The organism is Microbacterium timonense, assembly GCF_900292075.1.
Taxonomy (GTDB): domain Bacteria; phylum Actinomycetota; class Actinomycetes; order Actinomycetales; family Microbacteriaceae; genus Microbacterium; species Microbacterium timonense.
The window spans coordinates 219,142-235,746 of the sequence record NZ_OLMV01000001.1 but is presented as its reverse complement, the minus strand read 5'-3'; the positions used below and the strand labels follow the sequence as shown (position 1 = coordinate 235,746).

At 69.2% G+C, this 16,605-nt stretch carries 12 protein-coding genes; 2 read left to right on the top strand and 10 right to left on the bottom strand.

Annotated features, from left to right (window positions below; all coding sequences use genetic code 11):
* The 8 genes from gap to C9992_RS01100 form a co-directional block, all read right to left on the bottom strand.
* The gene (gene gap / locus C9992_RS01135; RefSeq protein WP_106813768.1) at nt 1–1,011 is read right to left on the bottom strand and encodes a type I glyceraldehyde-3-phosphate dehydrogenase; all 1,011 of its coding nucleotides are present in this window, start codon (nt 1,009–1,011) and stop codon (nt 1–3) included.
* 102 nt (nt 1,012–1,113) lie between these two features.
* Nucleotides 1,114–1,740: a superoxide dismutase gene (locus tag C9992_RS01130; RefSeq protein WP_106813767.1), complete on the bottom strand. Its 627-nt coding sequence runs from the start codon at nt 1,738–1,740 to the stop codon at nt 1,114–1,116.
* 276 nt (nt 1,741–2,016) lie between these two features.
* A complete protein-coding gene (gene whiA / locus C9992_RS01125) occupies nt 2,017–2,994 on the bottom strand; it encodes a DNA-binding protein WhiA (RefSeq protein WP_106813766.1) in 978 nt (325 codons plus the stop codon).
* Between the two features lie 64 nt (nt 2,995–3,058).
* On the bottom strand, nt 3,059–3,937 hold the full coding sequence (rapZ, locus tag C9992_RS01120) for an RNase adapter RapZ (protein WP_106813765.1): 879 nt from the start codon (nt 3,935–3,937) through the stop codon (nt 3,059–3,061).
* A gap of 22 nt (nt 3,938–3,959) precedes the next feature.
* A complete protein-coding gene (gene uvrC / locus C9992_RS01115) occupies nt 3,960–5,963 on the bottom strand; it encodes an excinuclease ABC subunit UvrC (RefSeq protein WP_106813764.1) in 2,004 nt (667 codons plus the stop codon).
* A 5-nt stretch (nt 5,964–5,968) separates the two neighbouring features.
* Nucleotides 5,969–8,935, bottom strand: coding sequence for an excinuclease ABC subunit UvrA (gene uvrA / locus C9992_RS01110; protein WP_407662201.1), 2,967 nt, complete (start codon nt 8,933–8,935; stop codon nt 5,969–5,971).
* A 180-nt stretch (nt 8,936–9,115) separates the two neighbouring features.
* Entirely contained in the window at nt 9,116–11,470 is a 2,355-nt protein-coding gene (locus C9992_RS01105) for a 5'-nucleotidase C-terminal domain-containing protein (RefSeq protein WP_235007898.1), read from the bottom strand.
* Between the two features lie 226 nt (nt 11,471–11,696).
* A complete protein-coding gene (locus tag C9992_RS01100) occupies nt 11,697–12,137 on the bottom strand; it encodes a MarR family winged helix-turn-helix transcriptional regulator (protein WP_106813762.1) in 441 nt (146 codons plus the stop codon).
* Between the two features lie 42 nt (nt 12,138–12,179).
* Here C9992_RS01100 and C9992_RS01095 point away from each other — a divergent pair, with 42 nt between their 5' ends.
* A complete protein-coding gene (locus C9992_RS01095; RefSeq protein ID WP_106813761.1) occupies nt 12,180–12,431 on the top strand; it encodes a hypothetical protein in 252 nt (83 codons plus the stop codon).
* Nucleotides 12,432–12,476: 45 nt separating this feature from the next.
* Here the strand turns inward: C9992_RS01095 and uvrB are convergent, their stop codons facing one another.
* Complete coding sequence (uvrB, locus tag C9992_RS01090) at nt 12,477–14,558, bottom strand: excinuclease ABC subunit UvrB (protein WP_106813760.1); 2,082 nt, start codon at nt 14,556–14,558, stop codon at nt 12,477–12,479.
* Between the two features lie 110 nt (nt 14,559–14,668).
* Nucleotides 14,669–15,292 carry a dephospho-CoA kinase gene (coaE, locus tag C9992_RS01085; RefSeq protein WP_106813759.1) on the bottom strand — a complete coding sequence of 208 codons (624 nt, stop codon included), beginning with the start codon at nt 15,290–15,292 and terminating at the stop codon, nt 14,669–14,671.
* Nucleotides 15,293–15,773: 481 nt separating this feature from the next.
* Here coaE and C9992_RS01080 point away from each other — a divergent pair, with 481 nt between their 5' ends.
* On the top strand, nt 15,774–16,559 hold the full coding sequence (locus tag C9992_RS01080; protein WP_106813758.1) for a response regulator transcription factor: 786 nt from the start codon (nt 15,774–15,776) through the stop codon (nt 16,557–16,559).
* Nucleotides 16,560–16,605: the final 46 nt, after the last annotated feature.

Sequence of the window (16,605 nt, the reverse complement as noted above, 5' to 3'; positions counted from 1 at the left end):
TCAGAGACGCTCGGCGACGTACTCGGTGAGGTCGACGAGGCGGTTCGAGTAGCCCCACTCGTTGTCGTACCAGGCCGAGACCTTGACGAGGTTGCCGCTGACGTTGGTCAGCTGCGAGTCGAAGATCGACGAGTGCGGGTCCTGCTGGATGTCGCTGGAGACGATGGCGTCGGCGTTGTACTTCAGGTAACCCGCGAGGCGGCCCTCGGCAGCGGCGGCCTCGTACGCGGCGTTGACCGACTCCTTGGTCAGGCCCTCCGCGGGGGTGATGATCGTGAGGTCGACGATCGAGCCGGTGGGCACCGGGACCCGGTACGACGAGCCGCTCAGCTTGCCGTTGAGCTCGGGCAGCACCAGGCCGATCGCCTTGGCCGCACCGGTCGAGGCGGGAACGATGTTGATCGCGGCCGCGCGGGCGCGGTGGAGGTCCTTGTGGGGACCGTCCTGCAGGTTCTGGTCGGCGGTGTAGGCGTGCGCGGTCATCATGAACCCGCGCTCGATGCCGAACGTGTCGTTGAAGACCTTGGCCAGGGGCGCCAGGCAGTTGGTGGTGCACGACGCGTTGGAGATGATGTGCATCGTCGCCGGGTCGTACGACTCCTCGTTCACACCCATGACGAACGTGCCGTCCTCGCCTGTGGCGGGAGCGGAGATGAGGACCTTCTTCGCGCCGCCCTGGATGTGCTTGCGGGCGTCGTCGGCGTTGGTGAACCGGCCGGTCGACTCGATGACGATGTCGACACCGAGCTCGCCCCACGGCAGGTTGGCGGGGTCGCGCTCCTCGAAGACCTTGATCGACTTGCCGCCGACCGTGATCGAGTCCTCGGTGTACGAGACCTCCTGGTCAAGGCGTCCGCCGACCGAGTCGTACTTGAGGAGGTGAGCGAGGGTCTTGTTGTCGGTGAGGTCGTTCACCGCCACGATGTCGAGGTCCGCGCCCTGCGCGAGAGCCGCGCGGAGGTAATTGCGTCCGATTCGGCCGAAGCCGTTGATGCCGATCTTGACAGCCACGGAGTTTCTCCTGAGTGTGTCGTGCGCGAGTGCGCGGTTGTTGCGATTCGAACGAGGACAACGGCGTCCCGGCGGGCGCGCCCGCCGGGACGGCCGCGCCTGCTATGACAGTACCAGCAGGCCCGAGGTCTTCTGGCGGGCGGCGTCGAGGCGCTGCGCCACGTTCTGCCAGTTCGCGATGTTCCAGACCGCCTTGACGTAGTCGGCCTTCACGTTGAGGTAGTCGAGGTAGAAGGCGTGCTCCCACATGTCCAGCTGGAAGATGGGCACCGTGCCCTGCGCGGTGTTGCTCTGCTGGTCGAACAGCTGCTGGATGATGAGCTGCTGGCCGATCGGGTCCCAGCTGAGCACGGCCCAGCCGGAGCCCTGGATGCCGGTGGCCGCGGCGGTGAAGTGCGCCTGGAACTTGTCGAAGCCGCCGAAAAACTCGTCGATCGCGGCACGCAGCTCGCCCTCGGGCTCGCCGCCGCCCTCGGGCGACAGGTTGGTCCAGAAGATCGAGTGGTTGACGTGGCCGCCGAGGTTGAACGCGAGGTCCTTCTCGAGCTTGTTGACGTTCGCCAGGTTGCCGGTCTCGCGGGCCTCGGCGAGCTGCTCCAGCGCGGTGTTGGCACCGGTGACGTACGCCTGGTGGTGCTTGCTGTGATGCAGCTCCATGATCTTGCCGCTGATGTGCGGCTCCAGCGCGGCGTAGTCGTAAGGGAGGTCGGGCAAGGTGTACTTCGCCATGTTCTCTTCTTCCTGTCGGCGCGCGCCGAATCCCCGGCGCAGCGAGGGTGACGTTCTCATCCTACTGAGCGGCAACGCTGGCGCACCGGGGTTGCTTCCCGTTATGACGTGTGGAAGGACGCCCCCGCGCTCGTCCCCCGCTCCTCCCCGACCCCCCCGCCCCCCCCGCACCACCCCGGACTTCATCCGAGCGCCGAGACTCGACGCTCGCATGGAGTCTCGGCGCCCCGATGAGTCTCGCGGGAGAAGAGGCTCGGGAACCGGATGCTTGGGCGGTCAGTCCTCGATGCCGGCGGGCACGGCTGCGTCGGTGCCGGGGATGCCCTCGGCCTCGGCCTTCTTGTCGGCCATCGCCAGCAGCCGGCGGATGCGGCCGGCGACGGCATCCTTCGTCAGGGGCGGATCGGCGTGGTGGCCGAGCTCGTCCAGGCTCGCGTCGCGATGCGCCAGGCGCAGGTCACCTGCCTGACGGAGGTGCTCGGGAACCTCGTCGCCCAGGATCTCGAGGGCCCGCTCGACGCGCGCGCAGGCGGCGACGGCGGCCTGCGCCGACCGGCGGAGGTTGGCGTCGTCGAAGTTCACCAGGCGGTTCACGCCGGCGCGCACCTCGCGGCGCTGGCGCATCTGGTCCCAGTCCGAGGCGGCGCGGACCGCGCCCATCGCCGCCAGGGCGGCACGGATCGCCTCGCCCTCGCGGACCACCACGCGCGGGATCCCGCGTACCTCGCGTGCCTTGCCGGCGATGCCGAGCCGGTGCGCGGCGCCGACGAGCGCCATCGCCGCCTCCGACGACGGGCACGTGATCTCGAGGGCGGCCGAGCGCCCCGGATCGGTGAGAGTGCCCGCGGCGAGGAACGCGCCGCGCCAGATGGCGGCGAGGTCGCCGCGAGAGCCGGTCGTGAGCTTGTTGGGAAGGCCGCGCACCGGGCGCCGGCGCTGATCGAGCAGACCCGTCTGGCGCGCGAGCGTCTCGCCGCCTTCGATCACCCGCACGGCGTAATGGCTGCCGGTGCGCCCGCCCGAGCCCTGCACGTGCACGAGCTCCGGTCGCACGCCGTAGAGCTCCACGAGGTCGCGGGCCGTCCTGCGGGCGAGGACGTCGGAGTCGAGCTCCGCCTCCACCGCGACGCGGTTGGCGATCGAGTGCAGGCCTCCCGAGAAGCGCAGGAGCGACGTGAGCTCGGCGACCCGGGCCGTCGGGCGCGGGTCGCGCACAGTGATCAGCTCGGCCTTCACGTCAGCGGTCAGCGACACGGGTCTCCTTCGGGCTCTTCCGGGAACGACCGTCAAGCCTACCCGGCCGCCCGGCGCCCACTCCTCACTCCCGTCCCAGATCGCGATCGGCGATCCGGACGGCCACGCCGGGAACGGATGCCAGGCGCTCGGCGAGCTCTCGGACCATGACGACCGAACGGTGCTTGCCGCCGGTGCATCCCACCGCGATCACGGAATGGCTCTTGTTCTCCCGTTGATAGCCCTCCAGGACGGGACGCAAGGCCTGGCTGTACGCCTCCAGGAACTCGCGTGCCCCCTCCTGGGCGAGGACGTAGTCGCGCACTTCGGCGTCCTCGCCCGTGAACGGCCGCAGCCGCTCGTCCCAGAACGGGTTCGGCAGGAACCGCATGTCGGCGACGATGTCGGCGTCGGGGGGAAGCCCGTACTTGAAGCCGAAGCTCTGCAGCGTCACGGTGTGCCGCGCTGCGCCCTCCTCGGTGAACAGATCCGCGATCTTCGTGGCGAGCTGGTGGATGTTGTAGGTCGACGTGTCGATGATGACGTCCGCGCCTTCTCGGACGGCCGCCAGCCGTGCACGTTCGCGACGGATGCCGTCGAGGATCGTTCCGTCGCCCTGCAGGGGGTGCGGCCGCCGGACCGCCTCGAACCGCCGGACGAGCACATCGTCGGAGGCATCCAGGAACATCACCCGGATCTGCCGTCGCTCCCGGAGCGCGCGCATCGCGTCCGGCAGGTCCGAGAAGAGGTCCCGCCCACGCACGTCCACGACGACGGCGACGCGGGGCAGCACTCCCCCCGCGAGCTCCGTGAGGTCCAGGAGGGGCTTGAGCATCTGCGGCGGCAGATTGTCGACGACGTACCAGCCGAGGTCCTCCAACGCGTTGGCCGCCGTCGATCGCCCGGCGCCCGACATGCCCGTGACGATCAGCACCTCACCGACGTGCCGCGACGCCTCGCTCATGACCACCCCCGTCGAGCCCAGCCTACCCACTCGAGGCGACGGCCTGCTCGCGCGGGGAAGCGCTCTCGCCCTGCGGTGTCTGCGCCAGGTGCGCGTGGATGGCGGCGGCCAGCTTCGGGCCGACGCCGGGGAGCTGCTCGATCTCGTCCAGCGTGGCCTTCTTCAGTGCCGACACCGACCCGAAATGCCGCAGCAGCGCCTTGATGCGAGCCTCGCCCAGGCCGGGCACCTCGGCGAGCACGCTCTGGATGTCACGCCGACGGCGACGACGCTGATGCGTGATCGCGAACCGGTGCGCCTCGTCGCGCAGCCGCTGCAGCAGGTACAGCGCCTCGGATGTGCGTGGCAGGATCACGGGGTACTCCTCCCCAGGAAGCCACACCTCTTCCAGCCGCTTGGCGATGCCGCACAGCGCGATCTCCTCGTGCCCGGCATCGCGCAGGGCACGCGCGGCCGCCTCCACCTGCGGCTTGCCGCCGTCCACGACCAGCAGCTGCGGCCGGTAGGCGAACCGCGGCCGCTTGCGCGTGGTGACGACCGGGGCCTCCTCCGAATCGCCGCCCGAGCGAGAGGTCCCGTCGCCTCCGCCCGAGGCAGGAGCGATCGACGTGGGCTCGTCCTGCTCTTCCGGCCGGTCGAGGTACGCCAGGCGCCGCGTCAGCACCTGGTAGAGCGAGTCGGTGTCGTCGGTGGTCTCGGCCACGCCGAAGGAGCGGTACTGATCCTTGCGGGGCAGCCCGTCCTCGAAGACCACCATGGAGGCGACGACGTTCGTTCCACTCAGGTGCGACACGTCGAAGCACTCGATGCGCAGCGGCGCCTCGGCGAGGTCGAGCGCCTCCTGAAGGTCGGTGAGCGCCTGCGTCCGTGCGACGTAGTCGCTGGTGCGCCGCGTCTTGTGCAGCATGAGCGCCTGCTGGGCGTTGAGGGTCGCCGTGCGCATGAGGTCTGCCTTGCGGCCGCGCTGGGCCACCTGGATCGTGACGGACTTGCCGCGGCGTCCGCGCAGCCACTCCTCGAGATCGGCGGCATCCTCCGGGAGCGACGGCACCAGCACCTGGCGCGGGATGTCGGCACCGGCCGCATTCCCGTACGTGCGCTGCAGCACCTGGTCGACGAGGTCGCCGCCGGAGATGTCGATCTCCTTCTCGATCGTCGTGGCACGCACGCCGCGCACACGGCCGCCGCGGATGACGAAGTGCTGGACGGCGGCCGCGAGTTCGTCCTCGGCGATCCCGAACAGGTCGGCGTCGGTGTCGGCGGCGAGCACCAGCGCGCTCTTGTTGAGCACCGCGTCGATCGACTGGAGCTTGTCGCGGTAGACGGCCGCCGCCTCGTAGTCCATCGCCGCCGAGGCCTCGCGCATGCGCGCCGTCAGTGCTTTGGTGAAGCGCTGGTCACCGCCTGACATGAAGGCCATGAAGTCCTCGACGATCGCGCGGTGCTCCTCGATGGTGACCTTCATCGAGCACGGGCCGCCGCAGCGCCCGATTTGTCCCGGAAAGCACGGCCTTCCCGTCGCCATCGCCTTCTTGTACGAGGAGTCGCTGCAGGTGCGGATAGGGAACACCTTGATCATCAGGTCGATGGTGTCGTGGACCGCCCACACCTTCGGATACGGTCCGAAGTACTTCGCCCCGGGGATCCGGCGGTTGCGCGTCACGATCACGCGCGGCGCCTCGTCGGCGAGCGTGATCGCCATGTACGGGTAGGACTTGTCGTCCTTGTAGCGGACGTTGAACGGCGGGTCGAACTCCTTGATCCACTGGTACTCGAGCTGCAGCGAGTCGACGTCCGTGGCGACGACGGTCCATTCCACCGATGCCGCCGTCGTCACCATGCGACGCGTGCGCTCGTGCAGCGTGTGCAGCGGCGCGAAGTAGTTGGACAGGCGGGCACGCAGGTTCTTCGCCTTGCCCACGTACAGGACGCGGCCATCCGCGTCGCGGAAGCGGTAGACCCCCGGGTTGGTGGGGATCTCACCCGGCTTCGGCTTGTACGGGACAGTCGGAGCGGAGCGTGCCATGCGGCTCAGCCGGCCTTGCGGACTTCGACCGGCTCGGCGTCGGTGAGAGCCGCTCCGGCGTGCGTGGGGGCACGCAGTCCGAGCACTTCGGCCAGGAAGGCGCCGGTGTGGCTGCCTTCGACCCGCGCGACCTGCTCGGGCGTACCCGTCGCGATGACCTGGCCACCGCCCGCGCCGCCCTCGGGCCCGAGGTCGATGACCCAGTCGGACGACTTGATCACGTCGAGGTTGTGCTCGATGACGATGACCGTGTTGCCCTTGTCGACGAGCCCGTTCAGCACTTCGAGGAGTTTGCGCACGTCCTCGAAGTGGAGCCCCGTGGTCGGCTCGTCGAGCACGTAGATCGAGCGACCGTTGGTGCGCCGCTGCAGCTCTGTCGCGAGCTTGACGCGCTGCGCCTCACCGCCCGACAGCGTCGTGGCGGACTGTCCGAGGCGCACGTAGCCGAGACCGACGTCGACGAGCGTCTTGAGGTAGCGGTGGATCGCCTGGATGGGCTCGAAGAACTCTGCCGCCTCGGCGATCGGCATCTCGAGCACCTCGGCGATGTTCTTGCCCTTGTAGTGCACGGCCAGCGTGTCGCGGTTGTACCGCTTGCCGTGGCACACCTCGCAGTCGACGTAGACGTCGGGCAGGAAGTTCATCTCGATCTTGATCGTGCCGTCACCCGAGCACGCCTCACACCGGCCGCCCTTCACGTTGAAGCTGAACCGGCCGGGCTGATAGCCGCGGACCTTCGCCTCGGGCGTCTCGCTGAACAGGGTGCGGATGCGGTCGAAGACCCCGGTGTAGGTCGCCGGGTTGGAGCGCGGGGTCCGGCCGATCGGCGCCTGGTCGACGTGCACCACCTTGTCGAGGTTCTCCAGTCCCGTCACCCGGGTGTGCTTGCCGGCGACCCGGCGCGCACCATTGAGGCGCGTCGCGAGGACCTGGTAGAGGATGCCGTTGACCAGCGACGACTTCCCCGAACCGCTGACGCCGGTGACCGAGGTCAGCACGCCGAGCGGGAAGTCGACCGTCACGTTCTTGAGGTTGTTCTCGCGCGCCCCGACGACGGTGACCTGACGCTTCTTGTCGATCTTGCGTCGCTTCTTGGGGGTCGCGATGCTGCGCCTGCCCGACAGGTAGTCGCCCGTGATCGAGTCGCGATCGGCCAGCAGCTCGGCGATCGGGCCGGAGTGCACGACCTCTCCCCCGTTCACCCCCGCACCGGGGCCGATGTCGACCACCCAGTCGGCCGCGTGGATCGTCTCTTCGTCGTGCTCGACGACGATGAGGGTGTTGCCGAGGTCGCGCAGTGCGACGAGCGTCTCGATGAGCCGGCGGTTGTCGCGCTGGTGCAGGCCGATCGACGGCTCGTCGAGAACGTAGAGCACTCCGGTCAGCCCCGAACCGATCTGCGTCGCCAGCCGGATGCGCTGCGCCTCACCGCCCGAGAGCGTCGCCGCCGCGCGGCTGAGGCTGAGATAGTCCAGGCCGACGCGGATCAGGAAGTCCAGTCGCAGCCGGATCTCGCGCAGCACCTGGGCCGCGATGGTCGCCTCGCGCTCGGTGAGGGTCAGCTTGGCGAAGTACTCGCGCGCCTCGCCGAGGCTCAGCCGCGAGGCATCCGCGATCGAGTGACCGTGCACGAGCACCGCGAGCACCTCGGGCTTGAGCCGGTCACCGTCGCACACCGGGCACGGCACCTCGCGGAGGTACTCCGCCCAGCGCTGCCGCTGCGTGTCGGACTCGGCCTGCGTGTACTGCCGTTCGATGTACGGCACGACGCCCTCGAAACCGGACGAGTAGCGCATCTCACGGCCGTACCGGTTCTTCCACCGCACCGTGACCTTGTAGTTCTCGCCCCGCAGCACGGCTTCGCGCACCGATGCGGGGAGCTTCTTCCAGGGCGTGTCGAGCGAGAAGCCCAGATCGCTCGCCAAACCCTCGAGCAGGCGCTCGTAGTACTGGAAGAGGCCCTTGCCCTGCGTCGTCCACGGGATCAGCACACCCTCGCGGATCGAGAGCTCCTCATCGCCGAGCATGAGCTCGACGTCCACCGACATGCGCGTGCCCAGACCCGAGCACGCGGGGCACGCACCGAAGGGCGCGTTGAACGAGAACGTCCGCGGCTCGATCTCGGTCAGCTGCAGCGGGTGGCCGTTGGGACAGGCCAGCTTCTCGGAGAACGACTGCCAGGCGGCGTCGCCCTCCTCGTCGACGAAGTTGACCTGCATGACCCCACCGGCAAGCGACAGCGCCGTCTCGACCGAGTCGGTGACGCGATCGAGGATGCCCGGGCCCGCCACGAGTCGGTCGACCACGACGGCGATGTCGTGCTTGTAGCTCTTCTTCAGCGCCGGCGGCTCAGCCAGCTGGATCAGCTCGCCGTCCACGATGGCGCGTGCGTACCCCTTCGCCCCGAGCTCTTTGAAGAGGTCGACGAACTCGCCCTTCTTCTGGGTGACCACCGGCGCGACGATCTGATAGCGGGTGCGCTCAGGAAGCTCGACGAGCTGGTCGGCGATCTGCTGCACCGTCTGCCGCTGGATGACCTCCCCGCACTCGGGACAGTGCGGCACCCCGATGCGCGCCCACAGCAGTCGCATGTAGTCGTGGATCTCGGTGATGGTGCCGACCGTCGACCGGGGGTTGCGGTTCGTCGACTTCTGGTCGATGGACACGGCGGGGCTGAGCCCCTCGATGAAGTCGACGTCGGGTCGATCCACCTGCCCGAGGAACTGGCGCGCATACGCGCTCAACGACTCGACGTACCGGCGCTGCCCCTCGGCGAAGATCGTGTCGAAGGCGAGACTCGACTTGCCGGAGCCGGACAGACCGGTGAAGACCACGAGCGAATCCCGAGGGATGTCGAGGTCGACGTCCTTCAGGTTGTGCACGCGGGCACCGCGGACGCTGAGCTTTCCGCTGGTGCCACCGAAGGCGTTTCCGGGCATGTTTCCGGGCAGGGCGACAGGGACGATGGGCACCCGACAAGTCTAGGCGGGGCCTCCGACATCGGCTCCGGGAGCCGTTCGCCCGCGGCGAAGGCCGGCGTCGGCGCAGGTCCGATCGGGGTTTGGGGCGAAGTCCGTACCTTTGGGGCGCGTGCGTAGCGCCCCGAACGGACGAGATGCGCCCCAAACCCCGGGGAGGTCACGCCTCGAGTGTCAGCGCACCACCAGCACGGGCACCGCGCGGCTGGTCGAAGGCTTCACCGTGTCACTGCCGGCGTACGCGACCGACAGCTTGTGCACGCCACGGTCGAGCCGCGGCAGCTTCATCTTGACGATGCCGTGGTTCTTCTCGGTCAGCGTGGCCGTCGCGATCGCCGTCTCGCCGTCGAACACGGTGACCTCGCCGGTCGGGCGCAGACCGCCCTCTGCCACCACGATCGTCGTGAACTGCAGGGAGGAGTTCGCCTTGACCACGAGCTTGTTCGGCACGCCGATCGTGGTGCTGTCGGCGGCGCCGATGGTGAGGGGCACGACGACCTCGGTGCCTGTGGTCGGCCCGGTCAGCGTGAGCTGGACGGCCGAGCCGTGCGCCAGCTTCTTCGGCAGCGTGACGGTGACCTGCGCGGTTCCGTAGTCGTCGTTGAGGACCGCCGTGGTGCCGATGGTGTTGTCGACAGGGAACGCGCCGAGCTGCGCGCCGTCCAACGACACGGCGATCTCGGAATCCGTGAGGTCGCCGGGCGCCGACATCGCCCAGGACTTCACGGTGAACGTCACCGTCGCCCCGGGGTCGTAGGCGGCCGGCGCGTCGGCCGGGAAGCTCACCTCGACGGCGCGCTGGGCGTAATCGACCGGCAGCGGCGTCGTGGCGGCGTGCGTGGCGAGATAGTCGACCATCGCGGCGAGGTCGGCCTTGCCGGTGTCGCGCTTGGACGTGCCGTTGGCGAGCTCGAAGAAGTTGTCGCCGCCCGTCGAGAGGAACGAGTTCACGGTGACGGAGTACGTCGCCGTCAGGTCGATGGGCTCTCCGTTCAGCCACATGCCTGTCACCGTGCCGCGGGTTCCGGTGTACGGGACCGTCGACTCGTCGACATCCGGCGTCTTCGGGTCATCGAGCGGGTACTCCGTCACCTGCTGCTGCGTGTACGTGTACTCGAACCCTTCCGAGACCCCCAGGCGCAGGAAGTTGCGGCTGGGGACCTTGTTGAGCGCGTCGCGCTGCCACTGCTGCTCGAGCACCTTCTTGATCTGCTCGCCGGTCAGCTGCATGTTCACCAGTGTGTTCGCGAAGGGCTGGACCACCGCCGCCTGCTTGTAGGTGAGCGTGCGAGGGTAGGTGCCGTCGCCGGGGTCGGTGCCGAGCATGTCGGTACGCAGGCCTCCGGGATTCATGAACGCGATCTGGGCGGCGCCGGATTCAGGCGCCTCGGTCGCCCACTGCTGCACCTCGGCGACGAGGTTCCCGAGCGTCGACTCGCCGCCCCGGTTCTCGGTCCCGTTGGCGAATTTCGCGCGGTTCAGGGGCGCGCCGAGCTTGCCCAGTTCGACAGCGCCGAGCACCTCCGCCTTGGCGGCGGCGTCGGACACGATGGCGGTGGTCGCGGGGTCCGCCGGGTACTTCGCCACGAACGCGGCATCCTCCAATGCGAGGATGTTCTGCGACTTGGCCTGCACCTCGCCCGTGGCGCCGTCCACCGAGTACACGAGCTGGTTGAGGTTCGTGCCGTACTGGCCGGCCGAGACCACCGGCCGGTCGGTCACGGCACGTCCTTCGGCGGCCCACTGCGCGACCGGGAACGAGCAGTTGTAGGCAAGGTGCGTGTGGCCGGAGACGATCGCGTCCACATCCGGCGACACGTTGTTGATGATGTTCGCCCATGCGCCCGCGTCGTCCATCGTCGCGCAGTCGGTCGACGAGGCGCCCTCGTGCACGAGCATGACGACGAGGTCGGCGCCCTCGGCGACGAGGTCGGCAGCCTCCGCGTTGACGGACTGCACGATGCCCTGGACGGTGATGTCGGTGATCCCGCCGGGGCTCACCAGTGTGGGGAGGTCCTCGGTGACCGCGCCGACGAAGCCCACTTCGACATCACCGAACGTCTTGATCCACGTGGCGGGCACCGCGTCGTCGCCTGTGGCCTTCATCTTGAGGTTGGCCGCGATGTACTGCCACTGCGCGCCGCCGTACGGGTTCGCGGTGGCGTCGTAAGGCGCCATGACGCGGTTCACCAGGTCGCTGTATCCCTGGTCCAGTTCGTGGTTGCCCACGGCGGACACATCCAGCCCCGCCTCGTTCAGCGCGTCGATCGTCGGCTTGTCGTGCTGGATGAACGACTCGAACGTCGAGGCGCCGATGAGGTCGCCGGCGGCGGCGAAGACCGTGTTCGGGTTGGCCGCCCGGAGCTGCTTGACCGCCCCGGCGAGCACGGCCGCCCCCGCCTCACCGTTGGAGGCGTTGTTCAGGATGCGTCCGTGGAAGTCGTTCGTGGCGAGGATCTGGACCTCGGTGGTGGCGGCATGGGCGGCGGGTGCGGCGAGGCCGGTCACCGCGAGTGCGGCGAGCGTCATCGTCGACGCGCCGACCGCGAGGCGGCGGCGCGGAGATGCGGGGGCGGAACGCGGACCAGAGCGCATGGGTGCGTGCTTCTTTCTCGTGTGCGTGGCTGAGGGCGCGTCGAGAACGAGCCGGGTTCGGTGGACTCGTCGCACCTGTTCCGAGACTAGGAGACGCCGGCCCGATCCCATAGGGTCGCCGGGAACGGTCTGATAACGCCCCGAAGAACGATCGGCGACATCAGCGGGCTCCGGCGAAAGGCCGCAGCGCGTCGCGCAGCGCCACGAGCGAAGCGGCATCCGTCCCCACGCTCGCCATCACCTTCCCCGGGACCTCGAGCGCCTGCTCCCGCAGGCGCCGACCGGCATCGGTCAGCCCCACGTCGAGAACCCGTTCGTCGCCGTCGCGCCGCCCGCGAGTGACGAGACCCTGGGCCTCGAGCCGCTTGACCAGCGGCGAGAGCGTCGCCGGTTCCAGCGCGAGTTCCGCCGCGAGCTCCCTCAGGGAGCGCGGCGACCGCTCCCACAGTGCCAGCATCACGAGATATTGGGGATGCGTCAGGCCGAGCGGCTCGAGGATCGGCCGATAGAGCCCCACGACGTTGCGTGCAGCGGTGACCAGCGCAAAGCACACCTGGTTGTCCAGCTTCAACAGGTCGTCCGGCCCGAGCTCATCCGTCACGCGAAGATCCTATCGTGCACAAATCATTAGTACACTAACGTCATGCCCGATTCGGATGCCCCCTCCGCCCGCCGCCCCCTTCGAGAACGCGTGCGCGAGGCGGGCGGTTGGTACGCGTGGATCAACGCGAACCTCATCCGCGCCGCGGGACCGGCCGCGGTCGGCCCGTACGAGACGACTCCCCCGCCCACCGCCGCCGAACGCGCTGAACGCGCCTGCCCACTGTGCGGCGCCCCGATCACGCAGCACACCTTCGATCGGTCCGGGCCGAAGCCGTTGATGCACTGCCCGTAGCCGGCGCGGCGCCTGCGCGTCCACATGGCAGCGATGCGCGAAGCGTCAGGCGTGGCCGGCGCGCTCCATGGCGCGCAGCTCCTTCTTGAGGTCCTGCACCTCGTCGCGCAGACGCGCGGCCAGCTCGAACTTCAGCTCGCCCGCCGCGGCGAGCATCTGCTGACTGAGGTCGGCGATGGTCGCCTCGAGCTGCTCGGCCCCCTCGGCGCCGATGCCTTCACGTCGCAACTGCGGCGTCGGGCTCTTGCCGACACCGGACTTGGTCTTGGCGGCGGCCTTGCCTCGCAGCATCCGGTCGGTGTCGGATGCCTCCCGTGCCAGCACCTCGGTGATGTCGGCGATCCGCTTGCGCAGCGGCTGGGGATCGATGCCGTTCGCCTTGTTGTAGGCGATCTGCTTCTCTCGACGCCGGTCGGTCTCGTCGATGGCGTTGCGCATCGAGTCGGTGACCGTGTCGGCATACATGTGCACTTCGCCGGAGACGTTGCGCGCCGCGCGCCCGATCGTCTGGATGAGCGACGTGCCGCTGCGCAGGAACCCCTCTTTGTCGGCGTCGAGGATCGACACGAGCGACACCTCGGGAAGGTCCAGACCTTCGCGCAGCAGGTTGATGCCCACGAGCACGTCGTACACCCCGGCGCGCAGCTCGCTGAGCAGCTCGACGCGTCGCAGGGTGTCGACGTCGGAGTGCAGGTAGCGGACGCGCACGCCGTGCTCGCCGAGGAAGTCGGTGAGCTCCTCGGCCATCTTCTTGGTCAGGGTCGTGACGAGGACGCGCTCGTCGCGCTGCACGCGGATGCGGATCTCTTCGAGGAGGTCGTCGATCTGCCCCTTGGACGGCTTGACGATGATCTGCGGATCGACCAGGCCCGTCGGGCGGATGATCTGCTCCACGACGCCGTCGGCGATGCCCATCTCGTAGCGCCCGGGGGTGGCGGAGAGATAGACGGTCTGCCCGATGCGGTTCTTGAACTCGTCCCAGCGCAGCGGCCGGTTGTCCAGCGCGCTGGGAAGGCGGAACCCGTGCTCGACGAGCGTGCGCTTGCGCGAGGCATCCCCCTCGTACATCGCGCCGATCTGCGGCACGGTCACGTGGGACTCGTCGATGACCATGAGGAAGTCGTCGGGGAAGAAGTCCAGGAGCGTGTGCGGCGGCTCGCCGGGCATGCGACCGTCGAGGTGCCGCGAGTAGTTCTCGATGCCCGAGCAAAACCCGAGCTGCTGCAGCATCTCGAGGTCGAACGTGGTGCGCATGCGCAGGCGCTGGGCCTCGAGCAGCTTGTTCTGCGACTCGAGCTCTTTCAGGCGCTCCTCGAGCTCGTGCTCGATCGTGCCGATCGCGCGCTGAACGGTCTCTGTTCCGGCTGCGTAGTGCGTCGCGGGGAAGATCGGCACGGAGTCCAGTCGCTGCACGACGTCGCCGGTGAGCGGGTGCAGCATGAACAGCGCCTCGATCTCGTCGCCGAACATCTCGATGCGGATCGCGTACTCCTCGTAGACCGGGATGATCTCGATGGTGTCGCCGCGGACGCGGAAGTTCCCGCGCGAGAAGTCGACGTCGTTGCGGTTGTACTGCATCGCGATGAATTTGCGGATGAGCGCGTCGCGGTCGTACCGCTCGCCGACCTGCAGCGCCACCATCGCCCGCAGGTATTCCTCGGGCGAGCCCAGACCGTAGATGCACGAGACCGTGCTCACCACGACGACGTCGCGCCGCGACAGCAGCGAGTTCGTCGTCGAGTGCCGCAGCCGCTCGACCTCGGCGTTGATCGACGAGTCCTTCTCGATGAACGTGTCTGTCTGCGGGACGTACGCCTCGGGCTGGTAGTAGTCGTAGTAGCTCACGAAGTACTCGACCGCGTTGTGGGGCATGAGCTCTCGGAACTCGTTGGCCAGCTGCGCCGCCAGGGTCTTGTTGTGGGCCAGCACCAGGGTCGGCCGCTGAACGGCCTCGATGAGCCACGCGGTCGTCGCCGACTTGCCGGTTCCGGTCGCGCCGAGCAGGACGACGTCGGTCTCACCCGCGTTGATGCGGGCCGCCAGTTCCGCGATCGCCTGCGGCTGGTCGCCGGACGGCGCGTATTCGCTCACGACCTCGAACGGTCGCACGGATCGAGTGGTCTGCACCCGTCCAGCGTAGGCGCGGGCACCGACATCGGCTCCGCGTTCGCGGCGAGCGGATGCCGGAGGCGCCGCGGGCGGCGCGATCAGGCGTACGAGTCCCGGCGGGCGGCGCGTCAGGCGCGCGAGGCCCGGCGGGCGATGTGGCCGTCCAGCCCCGCCCACAGGTCGTCGACCTGCCGCAGCGTGTCGGCCAGGCTGCCGGAGGTGTCGATCACGACGTCGGCGATGGCCAGTCGCGCGTCGTCGGGCACCTGCGAGTCGATGCGCGCGACCGCCTCGCTCCGGCTGAGCCCTCGCAGATCGACGAGCCGCTGCACTCGCACCTCCGCCGGCGCGTGGGCGACGACGATCAGCTCCCACGGGTCGTCGACACGCGCCTCGACCAGGAGCGGCACGTCGTAGACGACGACGGCGGACGGGTCGGCCGCGAATGCGGCGGCGAACCGGCGCGCGGACTCGGCGCGCACCGCCGGGTGGACGATGGCGTTCAGGCGGGCGATCGCGTCGCGGTCGCCGAAGACCAGCCCTCCGAGGGCCGCGCGGTCCAGTGAGCCGTCGGGACGCAGCATGTCGGCCCCGAACGCGTCGGCGATCCGGGCCAGCACCGGCGAACCGGGCGACTGCACCTCGCGCACGAGCTGGTCGGCGTCGACGACGACCGCGCCGTGCTCAGCCAGCCGACGGGCGATGGTGGACTTTCCCGAGGCGATTCCACCGGTGAGAGCGACGAGCGGCATGCATCGAGGATGCCACGGGATCCGCCGCGTGCGGGCGTCGGGACGCCGAAGGCCTGCGCCGTTCCTGAGGCGCGCTTGAGCCGGCGCTGAGCCGCCGACGGTAGCCTCGGGGCACCCGAAGGACCGATCCGCTCTTGCGGAGCCGAGAAGGGGCGGAGATGATCGCCGGACGCGTGTCCACTGCGTTCGACGCACATCCTCCTCGCCGCACGCTCCGCGCTGCACGGCCACGCGACGGCCGCCGCGGTGGAGCGGTTCGGAGGTGCAGACCGGCCGATCGCGTGGGGACGAGAACGACCCAGGTCTGTGGGACGAGGACGCGCGCAGGGCGGGACGTGGGGAAGTCTCCCGCCCTCCGCGCGGCCTGTCCGTCCCTCTCGAAGCGACGGCTGTGCACCGTCGCGGACGCCCTCGGCCGCGGCATCGCGCCGGCCGCCTGATGGACGCGTCGTCGCCGTTTCGGGCTGTGTTCTGGGATATCATGACCGAGGTCCAGGATCCGTCGACCCCAGCAACGGAGCCGGAGGGGGAATCGGTGGAAGAAGTGCGCGTCGCCGTCGTGATCGAAGACGAGGACGACATCCGCGCTCTCCTGTCCACCGTCCTCGCCCAGGCAGGTTTCGAGGTGCACGGCGCGGCTGACGGCACCACCGGTGTCGAACTCGTGCGCACGCACAGCCCGCTCGTGACGACGCTGGACGTCAACATGCCCGGCATGGACGGCTTCGAGACCGCCAAGCGGATCCGCTCGTTCAGCTCGACCTACATCGTGATGCTGAGCGCCCGCACGGAGGAGATCGACGCGCTGCAGGGGCTGGAGGCCGGAGCGGACGACTACGTCGCCAAGCCGTTCCGCCCGCGCGAGCTGCGGGCGCGCATCGACGCGATGCTGCGCAGGCCTCGTCAGGTGCTCGCCTCGGACGGTCAGGAGCCCGCCGCCGACGGCGAGTGGCTCGAGCACCACGGGCTGCGACTGAACGCCGAGACGCGCATCGTCTCGGTCGACGGCAACGACGTGGACCTCACGCGCAGCGAGTTCGACATCCTCTCGGACCTCCTCCGCGCCGGGCGTCGCGTGCGGGCCAAGGCCGACCTCGCGCTGATGCTCCGCGGCGACCAGTACGCCGTCAACGACTTCGTCTCCGACAGCGACGCGCGCGCGATCGAGGTGCACATGGCGAACCTGCGACGCAAGCTCGGCGAATCGCCGGCGAGCCCCCGCTGGATCGAGACGGTGCGTGGCGTGGGCTACCGCTTGACGGCCTGACCGCTGAGGGCCGGCAGCTCGTCCAAGGCGAGCCGCGACGGCGGTG

Bases quoted from the DNA above. Each gene is read 5' to 3' on its own strand.
- C9992_RS01130 (WP_106813767.1), bottom strand. From the start codon at position 1,740: ATGGCGAAGTACACCTTGCCCGACCTCCCTTACGACTACGCCGCGCTG.
- rapZ (WP_106813765.1), bottom strand. From the start codon at position 3,937: ATGAGCGAGGCGTCGCGGCACGTCGGTGAGGTGCTGATCGTCACGGGC.
- uvrC (WP_106813764.1), bottom strand. From the start codon at position 5,963: ATGGCACGCTCCGCTCCGACTGTCCCGTACAAGCCGAAGCCGGGTGAG.
- C9992_RS01105 (WP_235007898.1), bottom strand. From the start codon at position 11,470: ATGACGCTCGCCGCACTCGCGGTGACCGGCCTCGCCGCACCCGCCGCC.
- C9992_RS01095 (WP_106813761.1), top strand. From the start codon at position 12,180: ATGCCCGATTCGGATGCCCCCTCCGCCCGCCGCCCCCTTCGAGAACGC.
- coaE (WP_106813759.1), bottom strand. From the start codon at position 15,292: ATGCCGCTCGTCGCTCTCACCGGTGGAATCGCCTCGGGAAAGTCCACC.
- C9992_RS01080 (WP_106813758.1), top strand. From the start codon at position 15,774: ATGACCGAGGTCCAGGATCCGTCGACCCCAGCAACGGAGCCGGAGGGG.